At 62.0% G+C, this 23380-nt stretch carries 6 protein-coding genes; 2 read left to right on the top strand and 4 right to left on the bottom strand.

Annotation, left to right across the window (positions count from 1 at the left end; all coding sequences use genetic code 11):
- The first annotated feature begins 218 nt into the window (after positions 1-218).
- Together KDX39_RS13305 and KDX39_RS13310 are read left to right on the top strand one after the other, a co-directional pair.
- Entirely contained in the window at positions 219-6689 is a 6471-nt protein-coding gene (locus tag KDX39_RS13305) for a non-ribosomal peptide synthetase (RefSeq protein ID WP_231660670.1), read from the top strand.
- A gap of 1 nt (position 6690) precedes the next feature.
- Positions 6691-15318 carry a non-ribosomal peptide synthetase gene (locus KDX39_RS13310; RefSeq protein WP_231660671.1) on the top strand — a complete coding sequence of 2876 codons (8628 nt, stop codon included), beginning with the start codon at positions 6691-6693 and terminating at the stop codon, positions 15316-15318.
- 242 nt (positions 15319-15560) lie between these two features.
- On the opposite strand, the gene KDX39_RS13315 is transcribed toward KDX39_RS13310, so the two are convergent.
- The 4 genes from KDX39_RS13315 to pvdO form a co-directional block, all read right to left on the bottom strand.
- On the bottom strand, positions 15561-17990 hold the full coding sequence (locus KDX39_RS13315) for a TonB-dependent siderophore receptor (protein WP_231660672.1): 2430 nt from the start codon (positions 17988-17990) through the stop codon (positions 15561-15563).
- A gap of 243 nt (positions 17991-18233) precedes the next feature.
- Positions 18234-20480 carry a TonB-dependent siderophore receptor gene (locus tag KDX39_RS13320; protein ID WP_231660673.1) on the bottom strand — a complete coding sequence of 749 codons (2247 nt, stop codon included), beginning with the start codon at positions 20478-20480 and terminating at the stop codon, positions 18234-18236.
- Positions 20481-20784: 304 nt separating this feature from the next.
- A complete protein-coding gene (locus KDX39_RS13325; protein ID WP_231660674.1) occupies positions 20785-22449 on the bottom strand; it encodes a cyclic peptide export ABC transporter in 1665 nt (554 codons plus the stop codon).
- Between the two features lie 63 nt (positions 22450-22512).
- Positions 22513-23373 carry a dihydropyoverdine dehydrogenase gene (gene pvdO, locus KDX39_RS13330; protein WP_210074015.1) on the bottom strand — a complete coding sequence of 287 codons (861 nt, stop codon included), beginning with the start codon at positions 23371-23373 and terminating at the stop codon, positions 22513-22515.
- Between the last annotated feature and the right edge of the window lie 7 nt (positions 23374-23380).

Here is a 23380-nt window from a genome sequence, read left to right on the forward strand (position 1 = left end):
TTATTCCCTGACACAGCGCAGGTTCGCAGCAAAAAACAGACTGTGGGAGAGGGCTTGTGCGCGAAAAACGACGACGCGGTTTGCCTGACAAACCGCATCCATGATCGCAGGCAAGCCGCCTTCCACGGTCCAGTATCTGCCGCGAGATAGCGTTTCGTCAGGGCACAGCGCCCGTTCCCTCAGGAATGCTTCAGTTCAGTTGTTCAGGAGAAACACCCGTGCACCAGTTGCTTGACTCCGTTAAATCGCTGTCCCCCCGTGAACGCAAGGCGCTTGCGGTCCTGCTCAAGCGTCAGGGGGTGAATCTTTATGGAGTCACGCCGATCTTCCCCAGGGAGACGCAGGAACCGGCTGCGCTGTCCTTTGCACAGCAGCGGCAATGGATTCTCTGGCAACTGGAGCCGCACAGCGCGGCCTACAACATCCCGCTGGCTTTGCGGCTGCATGGTCGGCTGAACCGTGAAGCCCTGCGTCGCAGCGTCGAGACGTTGATCGAGCGCCACGAAACCCTGCGTACAAGCTTCGAGCAGCAGGGTGACGAAGCGTTTCAGGTTGTGCATCCGGCGTCGGCTTTTGTGCTGAACGTCGACCGGCTTGTCGATGGCCAGTCGGTCCAGGATTACGTCGATCACGAAGTGCAACAGCCGTTCGATCTGCAGCACGGACCGCTGCTGCGCGTCAGGCTGCTGCAGATCGCCGATCACGAGCACGTGCTGGTCCTGACCCAGCACCACATCGTGTCCGATGGCTGGTCGATGCCGATCATGGTCGAGGAACTGCTGCAGGGTTATCAGGCGATCAGTCAGGGGCGCGCGATCGAACGTGAGCCGCTGCCGATTCAGTACGCTGACTATGCGATCTGGCAACGTAACTGGCTGGAAATGGGTGAACAGGCACGGCAGCTGGAGTACTGGAAAACCCGGCTCGGCGATCAGTCAGTGGTGCTGGAATTGCCCACCGACCGTCCACGTCCGGCTGTGCGCAACTTTCATGGCGCACGCTTGAATATCGAGCTGGACGCCGCACTGTTGAACCGCCTCAAGTCCCTCGCCCGTGAGCAGGGCATCACCTTGTTCATGCTGTTGCTGGCCTCGTTCCAGACCCTGCTGCATCGCTACAGCGGGCAGGACGATGTGCGCGTCGGCGTGCCGATTGCCAACCGCAACCGCAGCGAAACCGAAGGGCTGATCGGCTTTTTCGTCAACACTCAGGTGCTCAAGGCCGAGTTCTCGGCGCAAACCAGCGTGGCCGAACTGCTGCAACAGATCAAACAGACTGCTTTGCAGGCTCAGGCCCATCAGGACTTGCCGTTCGAACAATTGGTCGAAGCCCTGCAGCCGGAGCGCGACCCGAGTCGCAGTCCGCTGTTTCAGGTCGCTTACAACCACCAGACCGAAGCCCGCAACGAAGCCCGCGAGCTGGCGGGGCTGCGTCTTGAATATCAGCTGTCCGACAAACACACCGCGCAGTTCGATCTGACGCTGGACACCTGTGAGCGTCTGGACGGGCTCGGCGCATCGTTGACCTACGCCACTGACCTGTTCGACGCATCCACCATCGAGCGCATGGCGGGTCACTGGCACAACCTGCTGCAAGCCATGACAAGCGATGTACAGCAGCGCATTGCCGACCTGCCGTTGCTGAGCGCCGAGGAGTACGAGGCGACCTTGCAGGGTTGGAATGCCGGTCTGAAGGTTTTTCCGACCGAGCATTGCGCGCATCAGCTTTTTGAAACTCAGGCGTTGAAAACACCGCAGGCCATTGCCCTGAGTCTGGAGAGTGAACAGTTGAGCTACGATCAGCTCAACCGCCGCGCCAACCGGTTGGCCCACAAACTGCGCGAGCAGGGCGTTGGTCCGGACGTGCGCGTGGGGCTGGCGGCCGAGCGCAGTCTGGACATGATCGTCGGTCTGCTGGCGATCCTGAAAGCCGGTGGCGCCTACGTGCCGCTGGATCCGGATTATCCTCAGGACCGCCTGGCGTTCCTGATGCAGGACAGCGGCATCGAACTGCTGCTGACCCAGGCATCGGTGCTGGACTTGCTGCCGGTTCCGGCGCATGTGCAGTGCCTGTTGATCGAGGCTTCGCTGGACGGCTACAGCCCTGAAAATCTGGTCAACCATACGACGCCGGACAACCTGGCCTATGTGATCTACACCTCAGGTTCGACCGGCAAGCCCAAGGGCACGCTGCTGGCGCACCGCAACCTGATGCGCCTGTTCGCGGCCACCGATGACTGGTTTGGCTTCGACGAAAAGGACGTCTGGACGCTGTTTCACTCCTTCGCCTTCGACTTCTCGGTCTGGGAAATCTTCGGCGCGCTGCTGCATGGCGGTCGACTGGTGATCGTGCCGCGTGACACCAGCCGCTCGCCGGAAGACTTTCATGCCTTGCTGATCGAGCAGCAGGTCACCGTGCTGAACCAGACCCCGTCGGCCTTCAAGCAACTGATGCACGTGGCCTGCGAGAACGACAAACCCCTGGCCCTGCGTTCGGTGATCTTCGGTGGCGAAGCCCTGGACGTGACCAGCCTGACGCCCTGGTTCGAATGCTTTGGCGATCAGTCTCCCGAACTGATCAACATGTACGGCATCACCGAAACCACCGTTCACGTCACATATCGGCCGATCACCCAGGCCGACACGCAGAACCCTGCGAGCCCGATTGGCGAGGCGATTCCTGACCTGTCGTGGTACGTGCTGGACGCCGACTTCAATCCCGTCGCTCAGGGGTGCAGCGGTGAACTGCACATCGGTCATGCGGGCCTGGCGCGGGGTTATCACAACCGTGCGGCGCTGACCGCCGAACGCTTCGTGCCTGATCCGTTTTCGAAGGATGGCGGACGCCTGTACCGCACCGGCGATCTGGCGCGTTATCGCTCGGCAGGCGTGACCGAGTACGCCGGGCGTATCGACCATCAGGTGAAGATCCGTGGCTTCCGCATCGAACTGGGGGAGATCGAAGCGCGTTTGCAGACCCACCCCCAGGTGCGCGAAGTGATCGTGCTGGCGCTGGAGGGTCAGTTGGTGGCGTATGTGGTGCCGACCGACCCTGCACGGGAGCCGCACACCCTGCGTGAAACCCTGAAAAGCGAGCTGAAAGCCCACCTGCCGGACTACATGGTGCCGACCCATTTCGTGTTGCTGGATGCCATGCCGCTGACCGCCAACGGCAAGCTGGACCGCAAGGCACTGCCTGCGCCAGATGCCACTCAGTTGCAGGCGCAGTTCGTGGCGCCCGAAGGTGAGCTGGAACAGCAACTGGCCGCGATCTGGGCCGAGGTGCTGAAGGTCGAGCAGGTTGGTCGTACCGACAATTTCTTCGAACTGGGTGGGCATTCACTGCTGGCCACGCAGGTCATTTCGCGTGTTCGTCAGCAGCTCAGTGTCGAGCTGTCCTTGCGACATCTGTTTGAAGCCCGGGATCTGGCCGCATTCGCGCAGTGCGCAGGTCAGGGTCAGGCTGCCGGCACGCCGTCATTTGTCAAAGCCGACCGCAGCAAGCCGTTGGGTCTGTCTTACGCCCAGCAACGTCAATGGTTTCTCTGGCAACTGGACCCGCAAGGCACGGCCTACAACATGCCCGCTGTGTTGCGCCTGAGAGGCTCGCTGGATATCGCTGCGCTGGAAAACAGTTTCAGCGCACTGATTGCCCGCCATGAAACCCTGCGTACCACCTTCCGTCAGGACGGCGAGCTGGCGGTACAGATCATCCATCCGGCCCGCGCCTTCACCCTGACGGTCGAGCCGGTGCCGAGTGGGCAGAGTATTGAAGCTGTTGTGCAACACGAAGTGCAGCGTCCGTTCGACCTGGAGCGGGGGCCGCTGCTGCGCGTCAAACTGCTGCATCCGGGCCGCGATGAGCATGTACTGATTCTGACCCAGCACCACATCGTGTCCGATGGCTGGTCGATGCCGATCATGGTCAAGGAACTGGTGCGTCTCTATGAAGGCTTCAGTCAGGGCCATGACGTGCAGTTGGCCGAGCTGACCAGGCAGTACGCTGATTACGCGCTCTGGCAACGAAGCTGGATGGAAGCGGGCGAGCAGGCCCGGCAGTTGGCGTACTGGAAACAGCAACTGGGTGACGAGCAACCGATTCTGGAGCTGCCTGCCGACCGACCGCGTCCGGCGTTGCAAAGTCATGCCGGGGCGCGACTTGCCATCGAGCTGGATGAGGCGTTGATCGAAGGGCTGAAAAACGTGGCCCGTCAGCAGGGCGTGAGCCTGTTCATGGTGCTGCTGGCCTCGTTCCAGAGCCTGCTGCATCGCCACAGCGGTCAATCCGACATTCGGGTTGGCGTGCCGATTGCCAACCGCACCCGTGCTGAAACCGAAGGCCTGATCGGCTTTTTCGTCAATACTCAGGTGTTGCGCGCCGGGTTCGACCTGCACACGACCTTCGATGAATTGTTGCAACAGGTCAAACAGACCGCGCTGCAGGCTCAGGCGCATCAGGAGCTGCCGTTCGAGCAACTGGTCGAAGCCCTGCAGCCGCAACGCAGCCTCAGTCACAGTCCGCTGTTCCAGGTCATATTCAACCATCAGAATCAGGCCAGCGCCGAAGTGAGCGAGGTGGCGGGGCTGCAGGTTGAATCAGTCGAACTCGACAGCTACCCGGCGCAGTTTGACCTGACCCTGAATACCGCCGAACACGAGGGTGGGTTAAGTGCGGGCATGACTTATGCCACCGCATTGTTCGATCGCAGCACCATCGAGCGCATGGCCGGGCACTGGCAAACCCTGTTGCGAGCCATCTGCGCCAATCCCGGCCAGCGCATTGCCGAACTGCCGATACTGAACGACGCCGAACGCCAACAGATGCTGGACTGGAACGCTACGGCTGCGGCCTTCCCGAGCGAGCAGTGCATTCATACGCTGATCGAGGCTCAGGTTCAAAAAACGCCGGACGCGCCCGCGTTGATCTTTGATCAACAACAGCTGAGCTACACGCAGCTCAACGCCCGCGCCAACCAACTGGCCCACCGACTGCGGGAGTCGGGTGTCGGTCCGGATGTGCGGGTCGGTATTTGTGTCGAGCGCAGCCTGGAACTGGTGATCGGCCTGCTGGCCATCGTCAAGGCGGGCGGTGCCTACGTGCCGCTGGACCCGGATTATCCCGAAGACCGACTGGCCTACATGATGCAGGACAGCGGCGTCGGCCTGCTGCTGACCCAGACCCCGCTGCTGGCACGTCTGCCACTGCCTGCCGGGGTGCAGAGTCTGTGTCTGGATCGCAACGGCGACGGGCTGGACGGCTACAGCACCGCCAACCCGGTCAACCTGACGGATCCGCTGAACCTGGCCTACATGATTTACACCTCGGGCTCGACCGGCAAACCCAAGGGCGCGGGCAACAGCCATCGTGCGCTGGTCAACCGCCTGCACTGGATGCAGAAGGCCTACGCGCTGGACGCAACCGACACGGTGCTGCAGAAAACCCCGTTCAGCTTCGACGTGTCGGTCTGGGAATTCTTCTGGCCGCTGCTGACGGGGGCTCGTCTGGCCGTGGCGCTGCCGGGTGATCACCGCGATCCTGAGCGACTGGTGCAGACCATTGAGCAGCATCAGGTCACGACGTTGCACTTCGTGCCGTCGATGCTGCAGGCCTTCCTCGGCCATCGACAGGTGGAAAGCTGCTACAGCCTGAAACGAGTGGTGTGCAGTGGCGAAGCCTTGCCTGCGGAACTGGCCGGACAGGTGCTCAAGCGCCTGCCGCAGGTCGGGCTGTACAACCTCTACGGTCCGACCGAAGCGGCCATCGACGTCACGCACTGGACCTGTTCGCCGGACGACGTACTGAGCGTGCCGATCGGTCGTCCCATCGATAACCTCAAGACCCACATCCTCGACGACGGTCTGCTGCCCGCCGCACCGGGCGTGGCGGCGGAGCTGTACCTGGGCGGTGTCGGGCTGGCGCGGGGTTATCACAACCGCGCCGCGCTGACGGCCGAACGCTTCGTGCCGGATCCGTTCGACGAGCAGGGTGGAGGGCGGCTGTACCGCACGGGAGATCTGGCGCGCTATCGCCATGAAGGCGTGATCGAGTACGCCGGGCGTATCGACCATCAAGTGAAGATTCGCGGGTTGCGCATCGAGCTGGGTGAAATCGAAGCGCGTCTTCTTGAACACCCCGCTGTGCGCGAAGCCAGCGTGATCGACATCGACGGTCCTTCCGGCAAGCAGCTTGCCGCGTATCTGGTGACGAACGATCAGGCACCCGAGGCCGACGTTATGCGCGACGTGCTCAAGGCGTTCCTCAAGGAAACACTGCCGGACTACATGGTGCCTCAGCACCTTGTCTGGCTGACGGAAATGCCGCTCACGGCCAACGGCAAGCTGGACCGCAAGGCCTTGCCGAAGCCACATTCCAGCCAGGCTGCACGCCTTTACGTGGCACCGGTCACTGAGCAGGAACAGCAATTGGCGGCGATCTGGGCCGAGGTATTGAAGGTCGAGCGGGTAGGGCTGACCGACGACTTCTTCGAACTGGGCGGTCATTCGCTGCTGGCTACACAACTGGTGTCCAGAATCCACTCGGGACTGGGTATCGACATCCCGTTGCGGCTGATCTTCGAGAAACCGCAATTGGCCGAATTTATTCAGGCGTTCGCTCAGAGCGGCCTGTCGCTGACCGAGGACGGCTTGTCCGATATCGAGAAAATGATGAACGAAATGGCGGGTATCTGACATGGACCAGTCTGCAGCAGCGCGTATCGCCCAGCGTTTCGTCGGTTTGCCCGTCGAACAGCGTCGCCGGATTCTCGGCAAGATGAATGAAACCGGGCAGAGCTTCCGGCTCTTGCCGATTGCCGTGACCCGCCATGAGACCGCTCGCATTCCACTGTCGTACGCGCAGCAACGCATGCTGTTTCTCTGGCAGATGGAACCGCACAACATCGCCTACAACGTGCCACTGGCGGTGCGTCTGAACGGCCCGCTGAACCCGCAGGCGCTCGGTGCAGCGCTCGATCAACTGGTACAGCGCCACGAAACCCTGCGCACCCGGTTCGTCTCCGAAGACGGCGAGTTTCATCAGGAAATTCTCCCGCAGGGCAATGTGGCTCTTGAGTGCGTCAGTGTCGAGGCAGAGCAGATAGAGGCGCAGGTACGTGCCGAGCTGCATAAGCCGTTCGATCTGCTCAGCGGCACGTTGCTGCGGGTCAAGCTGTTCCGGTTGAGTGACGCCGAACACGTGCTGACGGTGTGCCTGCATCACGTCGTCTCCGACGGCTGGTCGGGCGAACTGCTGATTCGTGAGTTCGTGCAGTTGTATCAGGCGCAAGTGCTGGGCCAGACCGCGACCTTGCCTGAGCTGGCAATTCAATACGCTGACTACGCCATCTGGCAACGCGCCTGGCTGGAAGCCGGAGAGGGCGAGCGGCAGCTGGATTATTGGAAGCAGCAACTCGGCAGCGAGCACCCGTTGCTGACCCTGCCGTTGGACCATGAGCGTCCGTTGCAGCCCAGTCATCGCGGGGCGATGGTGCGTGTCGATCTCTCTGAACAGCTGTCGACACAGCTGAAAAACCTGGCCCGCGGCCGTGGCCAGACGATCTTCATGCAGGTGTTGGCGGCGCTGTCGGTGGTGCTGTCGCGCTTCAGCGGGCAGGCGGATATTCGCATCGGTGCGCCGAATGCCGGGCGTACCCGTAGCGAGCTGGAAGGGCTGATCGGTTTCTTCATCAACACCCAAGTGCTGCGTGTGCAGGTGGACGAGCGGCAAAGTTTTGCGGCGTTGCTGGATCAGGTGAAAGAGGTGGTGAGCAACGCGCAGTCGCATCAGGAGCTGCCGTTCGAGCATCTGGTAGACGCTTTGGCGCCGGAGCGCAATCTGGGGCACAACCCGTTGTTCCAGTTCAAGATCAATCAACATGTCTACGCTGCCGAACAGACCGACGCCTCGCGCCAGAGCCTTTCCGGGCTGAGCGTCAGCGAATTTCCGGTGGGCGCAGGCGATGCACGCTTCGATCTGGCCTTCGATTTCACCGACACGCCGGGTGGCCTGCGCGGTTACTTCACTTACGCCACCGAGCTGTTCGAGGCCCGTACCATCGAGCGCATCGCTGACGCCTTGCGCGAAACGTTGCAGGCGCTGGTGACGAGCGTTGATCGTCGTCTGGCGGATCAACCGCTGACAGGCTCGCTGCCAATCATCGACGCATCGCAGGCGTTCGCCTGCGCCGACTTCATCCGTCTCTGGCAAAACGGTTTGCACACCGGAGGCGACAAGACGGCCGTGCGGGTTGGCCAGCAGACACTGAGCTTCGTTCAACTGGAGCAGCAGTCCAATCGCTTCGCCCGTTACCTGCAAGCCCAGGGCCTCGGCGCAGGCATGACGGTTGCGCTGTGTCAGGACCGCTCCGTGGAGTGGGTGGTCAGCCTGCTGGCGGTGCTGAAACTGGGTGCGGTGTACCTGCCGCTGGACACCTCGCAGCCTGCCGAGCGCTTGCAGCAACTGGCCAGGGACAGCGGCGCGGTATTGCTGATCCATGCCGCGGACAACGACAAGGCCGCACAGCTTGGCATCTGTCCGGTGCTGGCGTTCGATGCGCTGCAGTGGGACGATTTCACAGATGAGGCGTTGGGTGTTCAGGTGGTTGCCGAGCAACCGGCCTACATCATTTACACCTCCGGCTCTACCGGGCAGCCCAAGGGCGTGGTGATCAGCCACGGCGCGCTGGCCAATTATGTGCAGTCCGTATTGACGCGCCTGTCGCTCGATGCCGAGGCCGGCATGGCAATGGTCTCCACCGTAGCGGCCGACCTGGGGCATACCTTGGTGTTCGGTGCGCTGGCGTCGGGTCGTACCTTGCACTTGTTGTCTCATGAACAGGCCTTCGACCCCGATGGATTTGCCCGCTACATGGCCGAGCATCAGGTGGATGTGCTGAAGATCGTACCGAGCCATCTGCAAGGTCTGCTACAGGCCGCGAGACCCGCCGACGTGTTGCCGAAGCAGATGCTGATTCTGGGGGGCGAGGTCAGTTCGTGGGCCTTGATCGAGCAGGTTCGCTCGCTCAAGCCGGGTTGCCGGATCGTCAACCACTATGGCCCCACCGAAACAACGGTCGGCATCCTCACTCACGAAGTGGCTGAAAAGTTGCCCGCCTGCCGCAGTGTTCCTGTCGGTCAGACGCTGGCCAATGGCAAGGCACGGGTGCTGGACGCTTACCTGAATCCGGTCGCCGAGCGGGTTGCAGGCGAGTTGTACCTGGGTGGCGAAGGCTTGGCGCAGGGTTATCTGGGCCGTGCGGCAATGACGGCCGAACGTTTCGTGCCGGACCCTGAAGCCGATGGCAAACGCCTGTACCGCGCGGGCGACCGTGCGCGCCGGGTGGATGGCGTGCTGGAATACCTGGGCCGCGCTGACGATCAGGTGAAAATCCGTGGCTACCGGGTCGAACCCGGTGAAGTCGGGCAACTGCTGCAAACTCTGGACGGCGTGGCCGAGGCCGTTGTGTTGGCTCAACCGCTGGAAAGCGATGAGTCGCGGCTACAATTGGTGGCCTGGTGCGTGGCGTCGGTGAGCGTTGAAACCCTGCGCGAGCAGTTGGCCGCCTGCCTGCCGGAGTACCTGGTGCCTGCGCAGATCCTGCTACTCGACCGCCTGCCGCTGACTGCCAACGGCAAGCTCGACAAACGTGCGTTGCCCAAACCGGGTGTGGTCAAACAGCGTTACACCGCACCGGCCGGCGAGGTCGAGGAGAAACTCGCCGCCGTCTGGGCCGACGTGCTCAAGCTCGATCAGGTGGGCAGCACCGACAACTTCTTCGAACTGGGTGGCGACTCGATCCTCAGCCTGCAAATCATCGCCCGCGCCAAGCGTCAGGGCATCAGGCTCAGCCCGAAGCAGTTGTTTGAAAAGCAGACCATCGGCCAATTGGCGACGGTGGCGAAACTGATTCAGAAGAAGCCAACGGCTGCGGTGGAGCAGGTCAGCGGTTCGCTGCCGCTGCTGCCCATTCAGGCGCGTTTCTTCGAGCTGGAGGTTCCAGAGCGTCATCACTGGAATCAGGCGGTGATGCTCAAGGTCAACACCACGTTGGACGTGAACACACTGCAAAGCGCGCTGACAGCGCTGATCGAGCAGCATGACGCCTTGCGGCTGGGCTTCTCTCGGCAGGACGGCCAGTGGCATGCCACCTTTGGCGCGCCAGACACACGGGATGTGCTGTGGACGCATGCGCTGGAAGACGCCGAACGTCTGACCGAACTGGCCGAAGAAGCCCAGCGCAGCCTCGACCTGAAGAACGGGCCGCTGCTGCGTGCCGTGCTGATCAATCTGCCGCAGAACGAGCAACGTCTGCTGCTGGTCATTCACCACCTCGTGGTAGACGGCGTGTCATGGCGTGTACTGCTCGAAGACCTGCAACAGGTGTATCAGGCTGTCGCTGCAGGACAGGCCGTGGCGCTACCGAGTAAAACCAGCTCTCTGAAAAGCTGGGCCGAACACCTGCAAACCTACGCACAAAGCGCTGCGCTTGAGCAGGAGCTGGCGTGGTGGCAACGTCAGTTGCAGGACGTCAGTGACGCATTGCCATGCGACAACCCGCAGGGCGGGCAGCAGCAGAAACACGCGACTTCTGTGGTCACGCAACTGGACAGCGAACTGACCCGGCAACTGCTGCAGGACGCACCGGCGGCCTATCGCACCCAGATCAACGACCTGCTGCTGACCGCGCTGGCCCGAGTGATCAGCCGCTGGACCGAACGCTCCGACGTACTGATCCGCCTTGAAGGCCATGGCCGTGAGGATCTGTTCGACACGCTCGACCTCAGCCGCACCGTTGGCTGGTTCAGCAACCTGTACCCGGTCAGGCTGTCGCCGCGGGACGCGTTGTCCGATTCGATCATGACCATCAAGGAGCAATTGCGCGCGGTGCCCCACAAGGGGATCGGTTATGGCGCGCTTCGCTATCTGGGCAGCGACGCCGCGTGTCATGCGCTGCAGCAGTTGCCGCAGGGCAGCATCGTCTTCAACTACCTGGGCCGGTTCGACGGCAGTTTCGACGCGCAGGACGCGTTGTTTGCCCCATCGGCCGATAGCGCGGGTGCTTCTCAAAGCGCCGAAGCGCCGCTGGCTGCGCCCCTCAGTATCAACGGTCAGGTGTACGGCGGCGAGCTGCGTCTGAGCTGGAGTTTCAGCAGCGCGGTGTTCGAGACCGGCACCGTGCAACGTCTGGCCGATGACTACGCGCTGGAGTTGCAGCAGCTCATCGCACACTGCACGGCGCAAGGCGTGTCCGGCGTCACACCGTCCGACTTCCCGCTGGCCCGTCTGACCCAGGCGCAACTGAACAGCCTGCCGATGGCGGCCCGCGACATCGAAGACATCTACCCGCTGGCACCGATGCAGCAGGGCATGCTGTTCCACACCCTGTTCGAACAGGAAGCGGGCAATTACATCAATCAGATGCGCGTCGAGGTCAGTGGTCTGGACGTCACGCGTTTCAGGGCGGCCTGGCAGGCCACGCTGAATACCCACGAAGTGCTGCGCAGTGGTTTCGTCAGCCATCTGGATGAGTCATTGCAGGTAGTGTTGCGCGAAGTGCCGATGCCGTTCGCCGAAGTGGATGCCAGAGGCCAGACGCCGCAATGGCTGGACGACTGGGCCGAGGCTGACCGCCGCCAGGGTTTCGATCTGACTCAGGCGCCGCTGCTGCGTCTTGCGGTATTGCGCACCGGCGAAGACAGCCATCAACTGATCTACACCAGCCACCACATTCTCATGGACGGCTGGAGCAGTTCGCGCCTGTTGGGCGAGGTGCTGCAGCGCTACAGCGGACAGACGCTGGCAAGGCAGACCAGCCGTTATCGCGATTACATCGGATGGCTGCAACGTCAGGACGCGGCGCTCAGCGAGCGTTTCTGGACCGAACAACTGGCGGAACTGGATGAGCCGACCCGCCTGATGCAGAGCTTCAAGTCGCAACCGGGTGAAGCAGGGCAGGGTGATCATCTGCACCTGATCGATGCGCAGACCACGCAGGCCCTGAGCGAATTCGCCCGCGAGCAGCGCGTGACCCTCAATACGCTGGTGCAATCGGCCTGGCTGCTGGTGCTGCAACGCTACACCGGGCACTCCAGCGTGACCTTCGGTGCAACGGTGGCGGGGCGTCCTGCCGAGTTGCCGGGCGTCGAAGAACAGCTCGGTCTGTTCATCAACACCTTGCCGGTGATTGCCAGCCCACGTCCCGAGCAGCGCGTCGCCGACTGGGTCCAGCAGGTCCAGACCAGGAACCTCGCCCTGCGCGAACATGAACACACGCCGCTGTACGACATTCAGCGCTGGGCGCGTAGCGGCGGTGATGCGCTGTTCGACAGCATTCTGGTGTTCGAGAACTACCCGGTTTCCGATGCGTTGCAACAGACCGCACCACCGGGGCTGGTGTTCGGCGGCCTGCACACCCAGGAGCAGACTCATTACCCGCTGACGCTGGTGGTCAACCTGGGCCAGACCCTGTCGATACGCTTCAGCTACGACCGGCAGAGCCTGAGCGAAGCCGACGTGGTGCAGCTGTCGGCGCATTTCCAGCACCTGTTGCAGGCGCTGATTCGTGATCCGAAGGCTGCAATGGGTGAGCTGGCGCTGCTGGATCAGCCTGCGCAGCAGCAGGTATTGCGCGACTGGAACGCCACGTCTGCGGTCTTCCCGAGCGAGCAGTGCATTCACACGCTGATCGAGGCTCAGGTTCAAAAAACGCCGGACGCGCCCGCGCTGATCTTTGATCAACAACAACTGAGCTACACGCAGCTCAATGCCCGTGCCAACCAACTGGCCCACCGACTGCGGGAGTCGGGTGTCGGTCCGGATGTGCGGGTCGGGATTTGTGTCGAGCGCAGCCTGGAACTGGTGATCGGCCTGCTGGCCATCGTCAAGGCGGGCGGTGCCTACGTGCCGCTGGACCCGGATTATCCCGAAGACCGACTGGCCTACATGATGCAGGACAGCGGCGTCGGCCTGCTGCTGACCCAGACCCCGCTGCTGGCGCGTCTGCCACTGCCTGCCGGGGTGCAGAGTCTGTGTCTGGATCGCAACGGCGACGGGCTGGACGGCTACAGCACCGCCAACCCGGTCAACCTGACGGATCCGCTGAACCTGGCCTACATGATTTACACCTCGGGCTCGACCGGCAAACCCAAGGGCGCGGGCAACAGCCATCGTGCGCTGGTCAACCGCCTGCACTGGATGCAGAAGGCCTACGCGCTGGACGCAACCGACACGGTGCTGCAGAAAACCCCGTTCAGTTTCGACGTGTCGGTCTGGGAGTTCTTCTGGCCGCTGCTGACGGGGGCTCGTCTGGCCGTGGCGCTGCCGGGTGATCATCGCGATCCTGAGCGACTGGTGCAGACCATTGAGCAGCATCAGGTCACGACGTTGCACTTCGTGCCGTCCATGCTGCAGGCCTTCCTCGGCCATCGACAGGTGGAAAGCTGCCACAGCCTGAAACGAGTGGTGTGCAGCGGCGAAGCCTTGCCTGCGGAACTGGCCGGACAGGTGCTCAAGCGCCTGCCGCAGGTCGGGCTGTACAACCTCTACGGCCCGACCGAAGCGGCCATCGACGTCACGCACTGGACCTGTTCGCCGGACGACGTACTGAGCGTGCCGATCGGTCGTCCCATCGACAACCTCAAGACCCACATCCTCGATGACGGTCTGCTGCCCGCCGCACCGGGCGTGGCTTCGGAGCTGTACCTGGGCGGTGTCGGGCTGGCGCGGGGTTATCACAACCGCGCCGCGCTGACGGCCGAACGCTTCGTGCCGGACCCGTTCGACGAGCAGGGTGGAGGGCGGCTGTACCGCACGGGAGATCTGGCGCGCTATCGTCATGAGGGCGTGATTGAGTACGCCGGGCGTATCGACCATCAGGTGAAGATCCGCGGGTTGCGCATCGAGCTGGGTGAAATCGAAGCGCGTCTTCTTGAACACCCCGCTGTGCGCGAAGCCAGCGTGATCGACATCGACGGCCCGACCGGCAAACAACTGGTGGCCTATCTGGTGCCGAGTGATCGTTCGCAGGATGCAGACACCTTGCGTGAAGCGCTGAAAGCGCAGCTCAAGGCCCTCCTGCCGGATTACATGGTGCCTGCGCATTTTGTAATGCTCGACGCCATGCCGCTGACCGCCAACGGCAAGCTGGACCGCCGCGCCCTGCCCAAGCCTGAAGCAGGCCGTGCTCAGGGTTACGTGGCGCCGCGCACCGAATTCGAACAGCGCCTGGCTGCGCTCTGGGAGCAGGTGCTGCAGGTCGAACGCGTCGGGCTGAACGACAACTTTTTTGCCTTGGGCGGGCACTCTTTGCTGGCGGTGTCGCTGGCCGGGCGGATACGCGAGACGTTTGATGTCTCGATCAAACTGCATGACTTTTTGTTGATGCAGACCCTGGGCGAGCTGGCCGACTTCATGCGTGCTGGCGAGGCGAAGGTCAAGTCGGCAGTCATTGCCATGAACACCAGTGGTTCGACCCGGACACCGGTGTTCTGCTTGCCGCCGGGCGGCGGCGGTACGTATTCCTACTACCCGCTGGCGGGCAGGCTGAACGACGACCGCGTGGTCTACGGGCTTGTCAACAAGGCGTACGTGGTGCCGGGCTGGTTCGATACATCGTGGGTGGACATGGTCGGTTACTACGTCGAGCAGATTCGCAACACCCAGCCGGTCGGGCCTTACAGTCTGTTGGGCTGGTCGATGGGCGGCGCGCTGGCCATCGACATCGCGCACTGCCTGGAAAGCGCTGGCGAACGCGTGGAGTTCGTGGGACTGGTGGATACCCAGTTGCCCGTTTCCATCGGCATGGAGTGGGTTGAGGAAGCGCCTGACGTCACCCGGCAAAAGCAGGACGAGAATTACTATCGCGGCCTGATCAAGAGCCTTCAGGCCTTTGTGCCGGGCTTGCAGGAAGAGAGCATTGTTCAGTTGATCGAGACGGCACGGCAGTCGGCTTCACGCGAAAGCGAAGTGATCGACCGGGTGGTCGATCAGGTCGCGCTGGACGCAGGCATGAGTGCCGACAGCCTGCGCAGCGTGTTCCAGGACATCGCCGTGCAGGACGAAATCGAAACCGGCTACCGCCTGCTGGACGCCAACGCCCGCCTGAGCGAAGCCTTCACGCTGAAACGGTTGAACGTCAAGGTCGACTGCTGGTGGGCCGGACAAAGCCGCCAGCCCGATCAGATCGCCAAGGCTGAACGGGTATTGCTCGAACAGTGCTCGGTGAACGGGCTGGCAAGTTCAAGCGTGATCGATCAGCGCCACGATAACGTGGTGATTGCCGATGCGTTTCTGGATGGGCTGGTGGCGCGCCTGAGGGCCTAGTTCGTTGTGGACGCATTCCAGACAATGCGCCACAGCGCTGTCTTTCAGCCATTACCTGGTCTGCACCCCAACAGTTGGACAACCCTCTGACCTCTTGGGGTCAGATCACACAGCTGTGGGAGGGGGCTTGCCCGCGATGGAGTACACGCGTTATTTCAGTAAAACGCGTGATCGTTCTTCGTCGGCAAGCCGCCTCCCACAGTCTGGTGTCGGCTCACGTGGTCCTGTCACCCGCCCGACCGCTAGAAATCCCCTCGCACCGTCAGGACGTAGTTGCGCGGATCGCCGTAATAGTTGCCCCGGTCGATGTCACCCGTGGCTTTGTAATACTTGCGGTCGAGCAGGTTGTTGCCGTTCAGCGCGATGGACCAGTGCTCATCGAGCTTCCATGACACACGGGCATCCCAGATCGCCCGGCCGGGGTTTTCGATGACCTGGGTCGATTCGGTTTCCCGGTAGCCGCTCTGGGCCGACACGCCAGCGCCAATGGACAGCCGCCTCCACGCGCCGGGCAGGGTGTAATCGCTGCTGATGCGTGCCATGTGCCGCGGTGTCTCGGCAGAAATGGACTGGCCGTCACTGCCGCGGGTGAGGTTGAAGGTGTAGCCCGCCAGCGTCTGCAACCCCGGCAGCAACTCGCCGCTGACTTCCATCTCGAAACCCTTGCTGCGTCGTACCTCGCCGTTCAGGTAACAGGTCCCGTAGGCGTCGTTCATCAGGCACTCGCCGACATGGGCATCATCCTCGACCGCGACGTCCTTCTGTTTCACGTAGAACACCGCAAAGGATACGTTCAGGCGCTTGTCGAACAGTTCGCCCTTGATCCCGGTTTCGTGACTGGCGCCGATGGCCGGATCGAGCAGGGCGCCGCCTGCCGTGCGATAGCTGCTCTGCGGCAGGAAGATATCGGTGTAGCTGGCGTACCACGACCAGTCCCGGGACAGGTCGTAGATCACACCGAGAAAGGGCGTGACTTCGTTGTCCTGTCGGGCGCGGGTCGTCAATCCTGCCGATTCGGTCTGGTAGTCATACCCGCTTATGCGGCCGCCCATGACCAGACTCAGCGCATCGGTCAGGCCCAGCCGCAGATTGCTGTAGACGCCGTAGCGCTTGTCGCTGAAATCGGTGCTGCTCCAGGCCGGGCGTGCGGGTTCGTTGATCGCGTCGTGATCGACATTGAACACATCGACCGCTCGAACCGTATTGACCGTGGCATAACGTGAGTCGCGTTTCTGCTCGGACCCATTGGCGCCCAGCGTCAACTGATGAGTCAGGCCGAATCCCTCGAAGCGGCCGTCCAGATGGGCGTCCAGGCCGTCACTCTGCAGATCGTCCGAGCGGAACAGGGTTTTGATCAGGCGGGAGCCTGCTCGCGTTTGTGAGTCGATGGCGCCCTGGGCGTAGGCGACCTGCTGTTCGAACGAACCGTTGGAATGCGTAGCGGACAGTTTCGCTGTCCAGTCGTCGTCGAAACGGTGTTCCAGTTCGCCGAAGACTTCATGGGTCTGCGTCTCGTGACGGTTCCAGGATTGAGCGAGCGAGGTCGAGCGCGACACCTCGAGCGCCCGGCCGTCGCTGTAGCGCGGCAAGCCGAATATCGAGAAGCCATGAGTGTCCGCACGCTGATGGCGTACCCCGAGGGTCAGCGTGGTGTCCTCGTTCAGGTCGCTTTCCAGAATGCCGTAGAGCAGCGGGGCGGTCTTGTGCAGCACATTGATGAAGTACCCCCGGTCTTCATACGAGGCCACGAAGCGACCGCGCACACTGCCCGAGTCGTTGAGCCTGCTGCTGCCATCCAGATCGACGCGATAGTTGTCCCAACTGCCTGCGCGGGTGGTGACCGAGAACTGAGGGATGGCGGTCGGGCGCTTGCGCACCAGATTGACCGCTCCACCCGGATTGCCTGCGCCGATCAATAGGCCGGCAGCACCGCGCAGCACTTCGACGCGGTCGTAGATGGCCATGTCCGGCGTCATCCAGCCGGTCACGCTGTAGCCCTGCCCGGAAACGCCATCGAGGGTGTAGCTTTCGTCCTCCATGGCGAAGCCGCGTGAGCTGTAGACGTGCGAGCCGAAATTGCGTTGCGAGAAGGTAATGCCCGGCGTTTGCGCCATTACCTCGTCGAGGCCGGTCAGGTTTTTGTCGTCCATCAACTGGCGTGTCATCACGGTCACCGACTGCGGCGTGTCACGCAGTGACTGAGGCGTTTTGTTCAGGCTCACGGCCGTGGTGGTATACGAGCCGCTGCCTTCGGTGGTGACGCCAAACTGCCGCGCCTGAATCGCCACCGGCTTGAGGGTCACAGGCGGCGAAAGCGGCGTCACGCCAAGCGTCAGGGTGTTGGCTTCGAAGGTATGGGCCACTCCGGCCCTGCGCAGCAGATCCGTGATTGCCTGCTCGGGCGTGAGTTTGCCGCGCACCACGCCGCCGGTCTTGCCACGCACGTCATCGGGGTTGTACAGCACTTGCAGATCGCCCTGACGCGCCAGTTCTTTCAAGGCGCTGTTCAAGGGCTGAGCGGGGATGTCGAAGTCGAACGCCTCGGCCAGCGCATTACCCTGAAGAAACAGCGAAAAAACCAGACCCAGCCCCCTCAACGTCAACCCGGATTTCGGGCTTTTGTCGAAGGGTTTTACGCGTCCCGAGTGGCAGCGTTCGAAGGGTGGAGGCATAGCAGGAGGGCTCTTTTGGTACGCGCGTGCAGGATAGTGTATTTGTCGTCGTTCGGGTGGTTCGGGGCGTCAGTCTTGCTCAGCACGTTCAGTGTTTTTGACACAGCGTATGCTCGCACCCATCACGGGCGGTTTCCGGCATCGGGCAAATACCCTCGATCTCAGCACCGCGAAAGCACAAAAAGCCAAGGGTTTCCCCTTGGCTTTGTGGCTGTTGCAGTTATCCGTGAGTCTGGCGGCGGATCAGAAATCTCCGCGCAGGGTCAGGACGTAGCTGCGGGGTTCGCCGTACACGTTGGAACGGTCGGTGGCCACGGCAGTGGTGTAGTACTTGCGGTCGAACAGGTTCTCGGCGTTGAGCGAAACACGCCAGTTTTCGTCCAGCTTCCAGGAGGCACGCGCATCCCAGATTGCGCGACCTGAAACGCCCAACTGGTCATTGGACGGTACTTCATAACCCGAATCCGCCGATACACCGGCACCCAGGGTCAGGCGATTCCAGGCGCCCGGCAGGTTGTAGCTGGTGTTGAGGCGCAGCATGTGTTTCGGCGTTTCGTAGGCGACTTCCGCATCACCGTTGTTACGCAGCATGTTGTAGGTGTAACCACCGAACACTTGCAGGCCCGGCAGCACTTCGCCGCTGGCTTCGATTTCCACGCCCTTACTGCGCTTGATACCGTCCTGCACGTAGCACGAACCGTCAGAGCTGTTAGGGCAGAACACTTCCGAGGCTTCTGCCGACAGATCCACCGCCGCGACGTCTTTCTGCTTGATGTAGAAGAGCGCCATGGACAGGTTCAAACGCTTGTCGAACAGCTCGCCCTTGAAGCCGGTTTCGTAGTTGGAACCGATGGCTGGATCCAGTGGCGAGCCACCCACGTCGACGAAATCGGCCTGCGGCGTGAAGATGTCGGCGTAACTGGCGTACCACGACCAGTTGTCGTTGATGTCGTAGATCAAACCGGCGAACGGTGTGAATTCCTGCGTCTGCTTGGATTCGTAGCTGTTGGCGGCACCGCGTTTGACGTCGTATTCATAGTCGTACCAGCTCAAGCGGCTGCCGAGTACCACGCTCAATGGCTCGCTCAAGTGAATGCGCGCGTTGGCGTAAAGGCCCGCGCGCTCTTCGGTCATGTCGATGTCATTGCCCCAGGCCGGACGCACCGGTTTGGCGAAGGCGTTCTGGTTGACATTGAAAATGTTGATGGGTGAAGCCGTCCTGACCGTCGCCTGTTTGGTATTGGATTCCTGTCTGGACCAGTCAGCCCCCAGCGTCAACTGATGGTTCAGGCCGAACGCGTTGAAGTTGCCCTCCAACTGGCTGTTCAGGCCGGTGCTGTTGACTTCGTCCTTGCGGAACAAGGTGTTCTGGAAGGTCGAGCCTGCCAGCGTGACCGGGTTCACCGCGCCGCGTGCATACGCAATCGCCTGATCAAACCCGCCTTGGGAATACGTCAACGACGTACGGCTTCTCCAGTCATCGTTGAAACGGTGTTCGATTTCGGTGAACACCTCGGTCATGTCGCTTTCGAGACGGTTCCAGTCCTGCGCCAGGTTGGTCGAGCGCGACAGGCCCAGCGACTGGCCGTTGCTGTAGCGTGGCAGGCCATAGATGGAGTAACCGTTGATGACCTGTTCCTGACGACGCAGGCTCATGGTCAGCGTGGTGTTGTCGGTCACGTCGGCTTCGACGATGCCGTACAGCAGCGGCGTGCGGCTGTCGCGGCCATCCAGGTACGAGCCACTGTCGTCATAGGCGGCGACCATACGGCCACGCAGGGTGCCCGAATCATTGAGCTTGCCGCTGCCGTCCAGATCGACCCGGTACTGGTCCCAGGAACCGGCGCGGGTGGTGATGGAAAATTTGTTTTCGGCGGTCGGGCGCTTGCGCACCAGGTTCACCGCGCCGCCAGGCTGACCTGCGCCGACCAGCAGACCGGAGGCGCCACGCAATACTTCGACACGGTCGTAAATGGCCATGTCCGGCTGCATCCAGCCGGTGATCTGATAGCCCTGACCGCCGATGCCATCGACCAGAAAACTTTCCGCCAGCAGGGAAAACCCGCGCGAGGTGTACACGTGACCGCCGAAGTTGCGGTACTGGAAGCTCATGCCGGGCGTGTCTTCCAGAACGTCGCTGAGGCTGTTCAGGTTGTTGTCGTCCATCACCTGACGGGTCACGACGCTGACCGATTGCGGCGTTTCACGCAGTGACTGCGGTGCGCCCTTGCCAATGCTCACGGCGCCGGTGGTGTAGGAACCGGTTCCGTCCGTGGTGGTGCCCAGCGATTTGGAGTCAATGGCCGTCGGGGCCAGGGTCACCGTGGCTGCGGTGGTCGAGCCATCCGGAGAGACTTCCTCTGCCTGAACCTGCGCAGCCAGCGGCATGCAAAGCGCGAAACCCATGGCTGCCATGGAGGGTCGGGAACTGAACATCGGGCTGAGCAGCAAGGCTTTGCTGAGCGGGGTGAGTCGTGACGGGTTGTGCATGACGTGGCTCTTTTTAGTAAGTATCGGCAGAGGGCAGATAGCGTCGATCAGATCTGCGCCGTCTGGTCCAGCCGGCCATTCGCGCAGTCGTGAGCAACTTTTTTATGAGCAATCGGGCGGGAAGGCAGCCATGCGCACCGTTGCTGTCAATGAGAACGAACGCGAATCACTGTTATTTAATGAATTTTTCACATGTCGCGAAAAAAGATGGCGGATGGCTAGTAATGCTCATGCGCAGGTTGCCCGCAGAATGAAAAAACCCCGCTCGCGGACAGGCCGGGCGGGGCTTCGGAAACGCCTGAAATCAGGCGGAAACGGAGGCGTTCTGCACCTGTTCGACGTCGATTTTGCCGGCCTGCATGCGCACCAGTTGGTCGGCTATGTAGAAATACCGGTCGTCGTGGGAGATCACGATAATCGTCTTGCCCTGTTGTTTGAGCTCGGGCAGCAGCTCGGTGTAGAACACGCGACGGAAGGCCGGGTCCTGATCGGCTGCCCACTCGTCGAAGACCAGCACCTGACGCTCGTCCAGCCAGGCATTGATCAGCGCCAGACGCTTGCGCTGACCGGTGGACAGGTCGGTGGTGGTAAACGCGCCGTCGCGGATGCTGACCTTATGGGCAATGTCCAGACGCTCCAGGTACTTGCCAGCGTCTTCGGGCAGGCTGGCCTGACCCTGCAGCGGCTCATCGAACAGGTAGTAGTCGGCGAAGATGGTGGTGAACAACTGCCGGTAGTCGTCCAGCTTTTCCGGGGTGATTGTCTGGCCGTTGAGGCGGATTTCGCCCTGTTGCGGCGTATACAGGCCCAGCAGCAGCTTGATCAGCGTGGTCTTGCCACAGCCGTTCTCGCCGACGATGAACACGATATCGCCCTGCTTGATACTCAGGTTGACCGGGCCGAGGTGGAACGCGTCGCTGCCTTCGACAGGCGGGTAGTCGTAACGCAGTTGATGCAGTTCCAGGGTCTTGAGACTGGCCAGCGAATTGGGGCGGTCGCTGACCAGCAGGTGAGGCTCGGGGCTTGAAAACTTCCACGACAGCTCGGCAATGCGGCGCATGGCGATCTGTGCACGGCTGATGGCGGGCAGGGAGTTGATCAGGCGCTCCAGCGGGCCTTTCATGTACAGCATTACCAGCACGAAACCGCCCAGCACAGTTTTCTCGGTGTTCGGCCACATGGCCTGGAAGGCGATGGCCATGCCGATCACCGCAAAGAACAGCATCGAGCCGAAGGTCTCTGCGCTGACAAAGATATTCGCCGCGCGAATGTTCGAACGGCAGATCCGTTCGGTGGTGCCCTGAATCTTTTCATCGAGCATGTGCTGGCGACGCTTGCGCTGGATGCGCAGTTCCTTGGCACCTGCCGACAGCGCCTGATAGTGCTTCTGCAGTTCGTCCTCACCGTTGCGCGCCGCCAGAATGCTGCGCATGCCGAATCGGTGGGCAACGAACTGTGCGCCGGTGCCCAGCACTACGGTCAATACCGTCAGCGCCAGAATCTGCCAGGACAACAGGGCCAGATAGGTCAGACAGCCGAGGGTCACGGTGAAGGCGATTACCATCGGCGCTACCGACAGGGCGAAGGTGCTGAGGGTGTTGACGTCGTTGAGCAGCACCGGAATCAGCCGGTGCGAGCGGTAGCGTTCCAGTTGCTCGATAGGCGCCACCAGCACTTTGGCCGCCAGTTCGCGGCGCAGGTTGGCGACCACACGCTGACCCACGTAGTGGGTCGACAGGTTGGACAGTGTCGAACACGCCAGTGTCAGCACGCACAGCCCGGCGAACAGCAGCGCGGTATGGGTGTTCGGTCCGCCCGGCAGGTTCATCGCGTTATTGATTGTGGCCAGCAGCGCCGTTACGCTCAGGCCACTGACGATCCCCAGCACCGTCGACAGCGCCACCAGCCACCAGAAGGGTTTGAGGATTCTCAGGGTTTCCCCGGCGAGGCTTTGCGTTTTGAGCGTCATGATGGTTCTCGTGAGTGTCCGTGATTGCGGCCCCTGCCAAAGGCCGCAGGCTCGATGAGTCGGTCAGAGGTCGCGCATGACCCGAAAGCCCAGCCAGTCGCCACGCACGTCCGGCTGGCGGCTGTTGCGGTTGCCGGAGCGCGAGAAGATCGGCGCTTCGGTCCAGTCGTTGCCGCGAATCATCTTCCAGGTGCAATCGCCAGCCAGCCAGGCACTACCGTCGGTAGGCGCGCCGTTGTAGTTGCTGGTCTCGCAATCGGCAGTCCATTCGTACACGTTGCCGTGAGCATCGTAGATGCCGAAGTCGTTCGGGCTGTAGCTGCCCGCCGGAGCGGTGTAGCTGAAACCGTCTTCCGGGCCATAGGTATTGGCGTGTTTGGCGATGCCGTAAGGCTTGCCTTCATCCATCGGGAAGGGAAACGAACCTTTGCTGCCGCCGCGTGCGGCGTATTCACGGGCCGCTTCGCTGACCATGCGGTACGACTTGCCGGTCTTCTTCGACAGCCAGGCGACGTAAGCCTTGGCTTCGTTCCAGTCCATGCACACCGCAGGCTGACGCGGACCCAGCGGATAGCGCGGCTTGCCCGCTTTGCATTCGCGTCCGGGACGAGTATCGCCATCCGGCATTTTGTAACCTGAACTCTTGATGTAAGCGTCCCATTCGCCGCTCAGCACCTGAAAGCGACTGATGGCGAAAGGCTTGGCGAAGGTCACATCGTGCATAGGGCCTTCGTCCGGCTGGCGACCCAGTTCCTCTTCCGGCGCGCCCATGGTGAAGGTGCCCGCAGGCAGCACGACCATCTCGGGACAGTCCTTGCAGTCCTTGAAGACGTTGCCGGCCTCGGGGGTTGCCGCCTGAGCGGTGCCGCTCAAGGACAGGCCCAGCAGCGAGGTCAGGGACAGGGTGAACAGCATCTTTTTCATGACAGGC

The organism is Pseudomonas sp. CDFA 610 (assembly GCF_021147865.1).
Taxonomy (GTDB): Bacteria; Pseudomonadota; Gammaproteobacteria; order Pseudomonadales; family Pseudomonadaceae; genus Aquipseudomonas; species Aquipseudomonas alliivorans.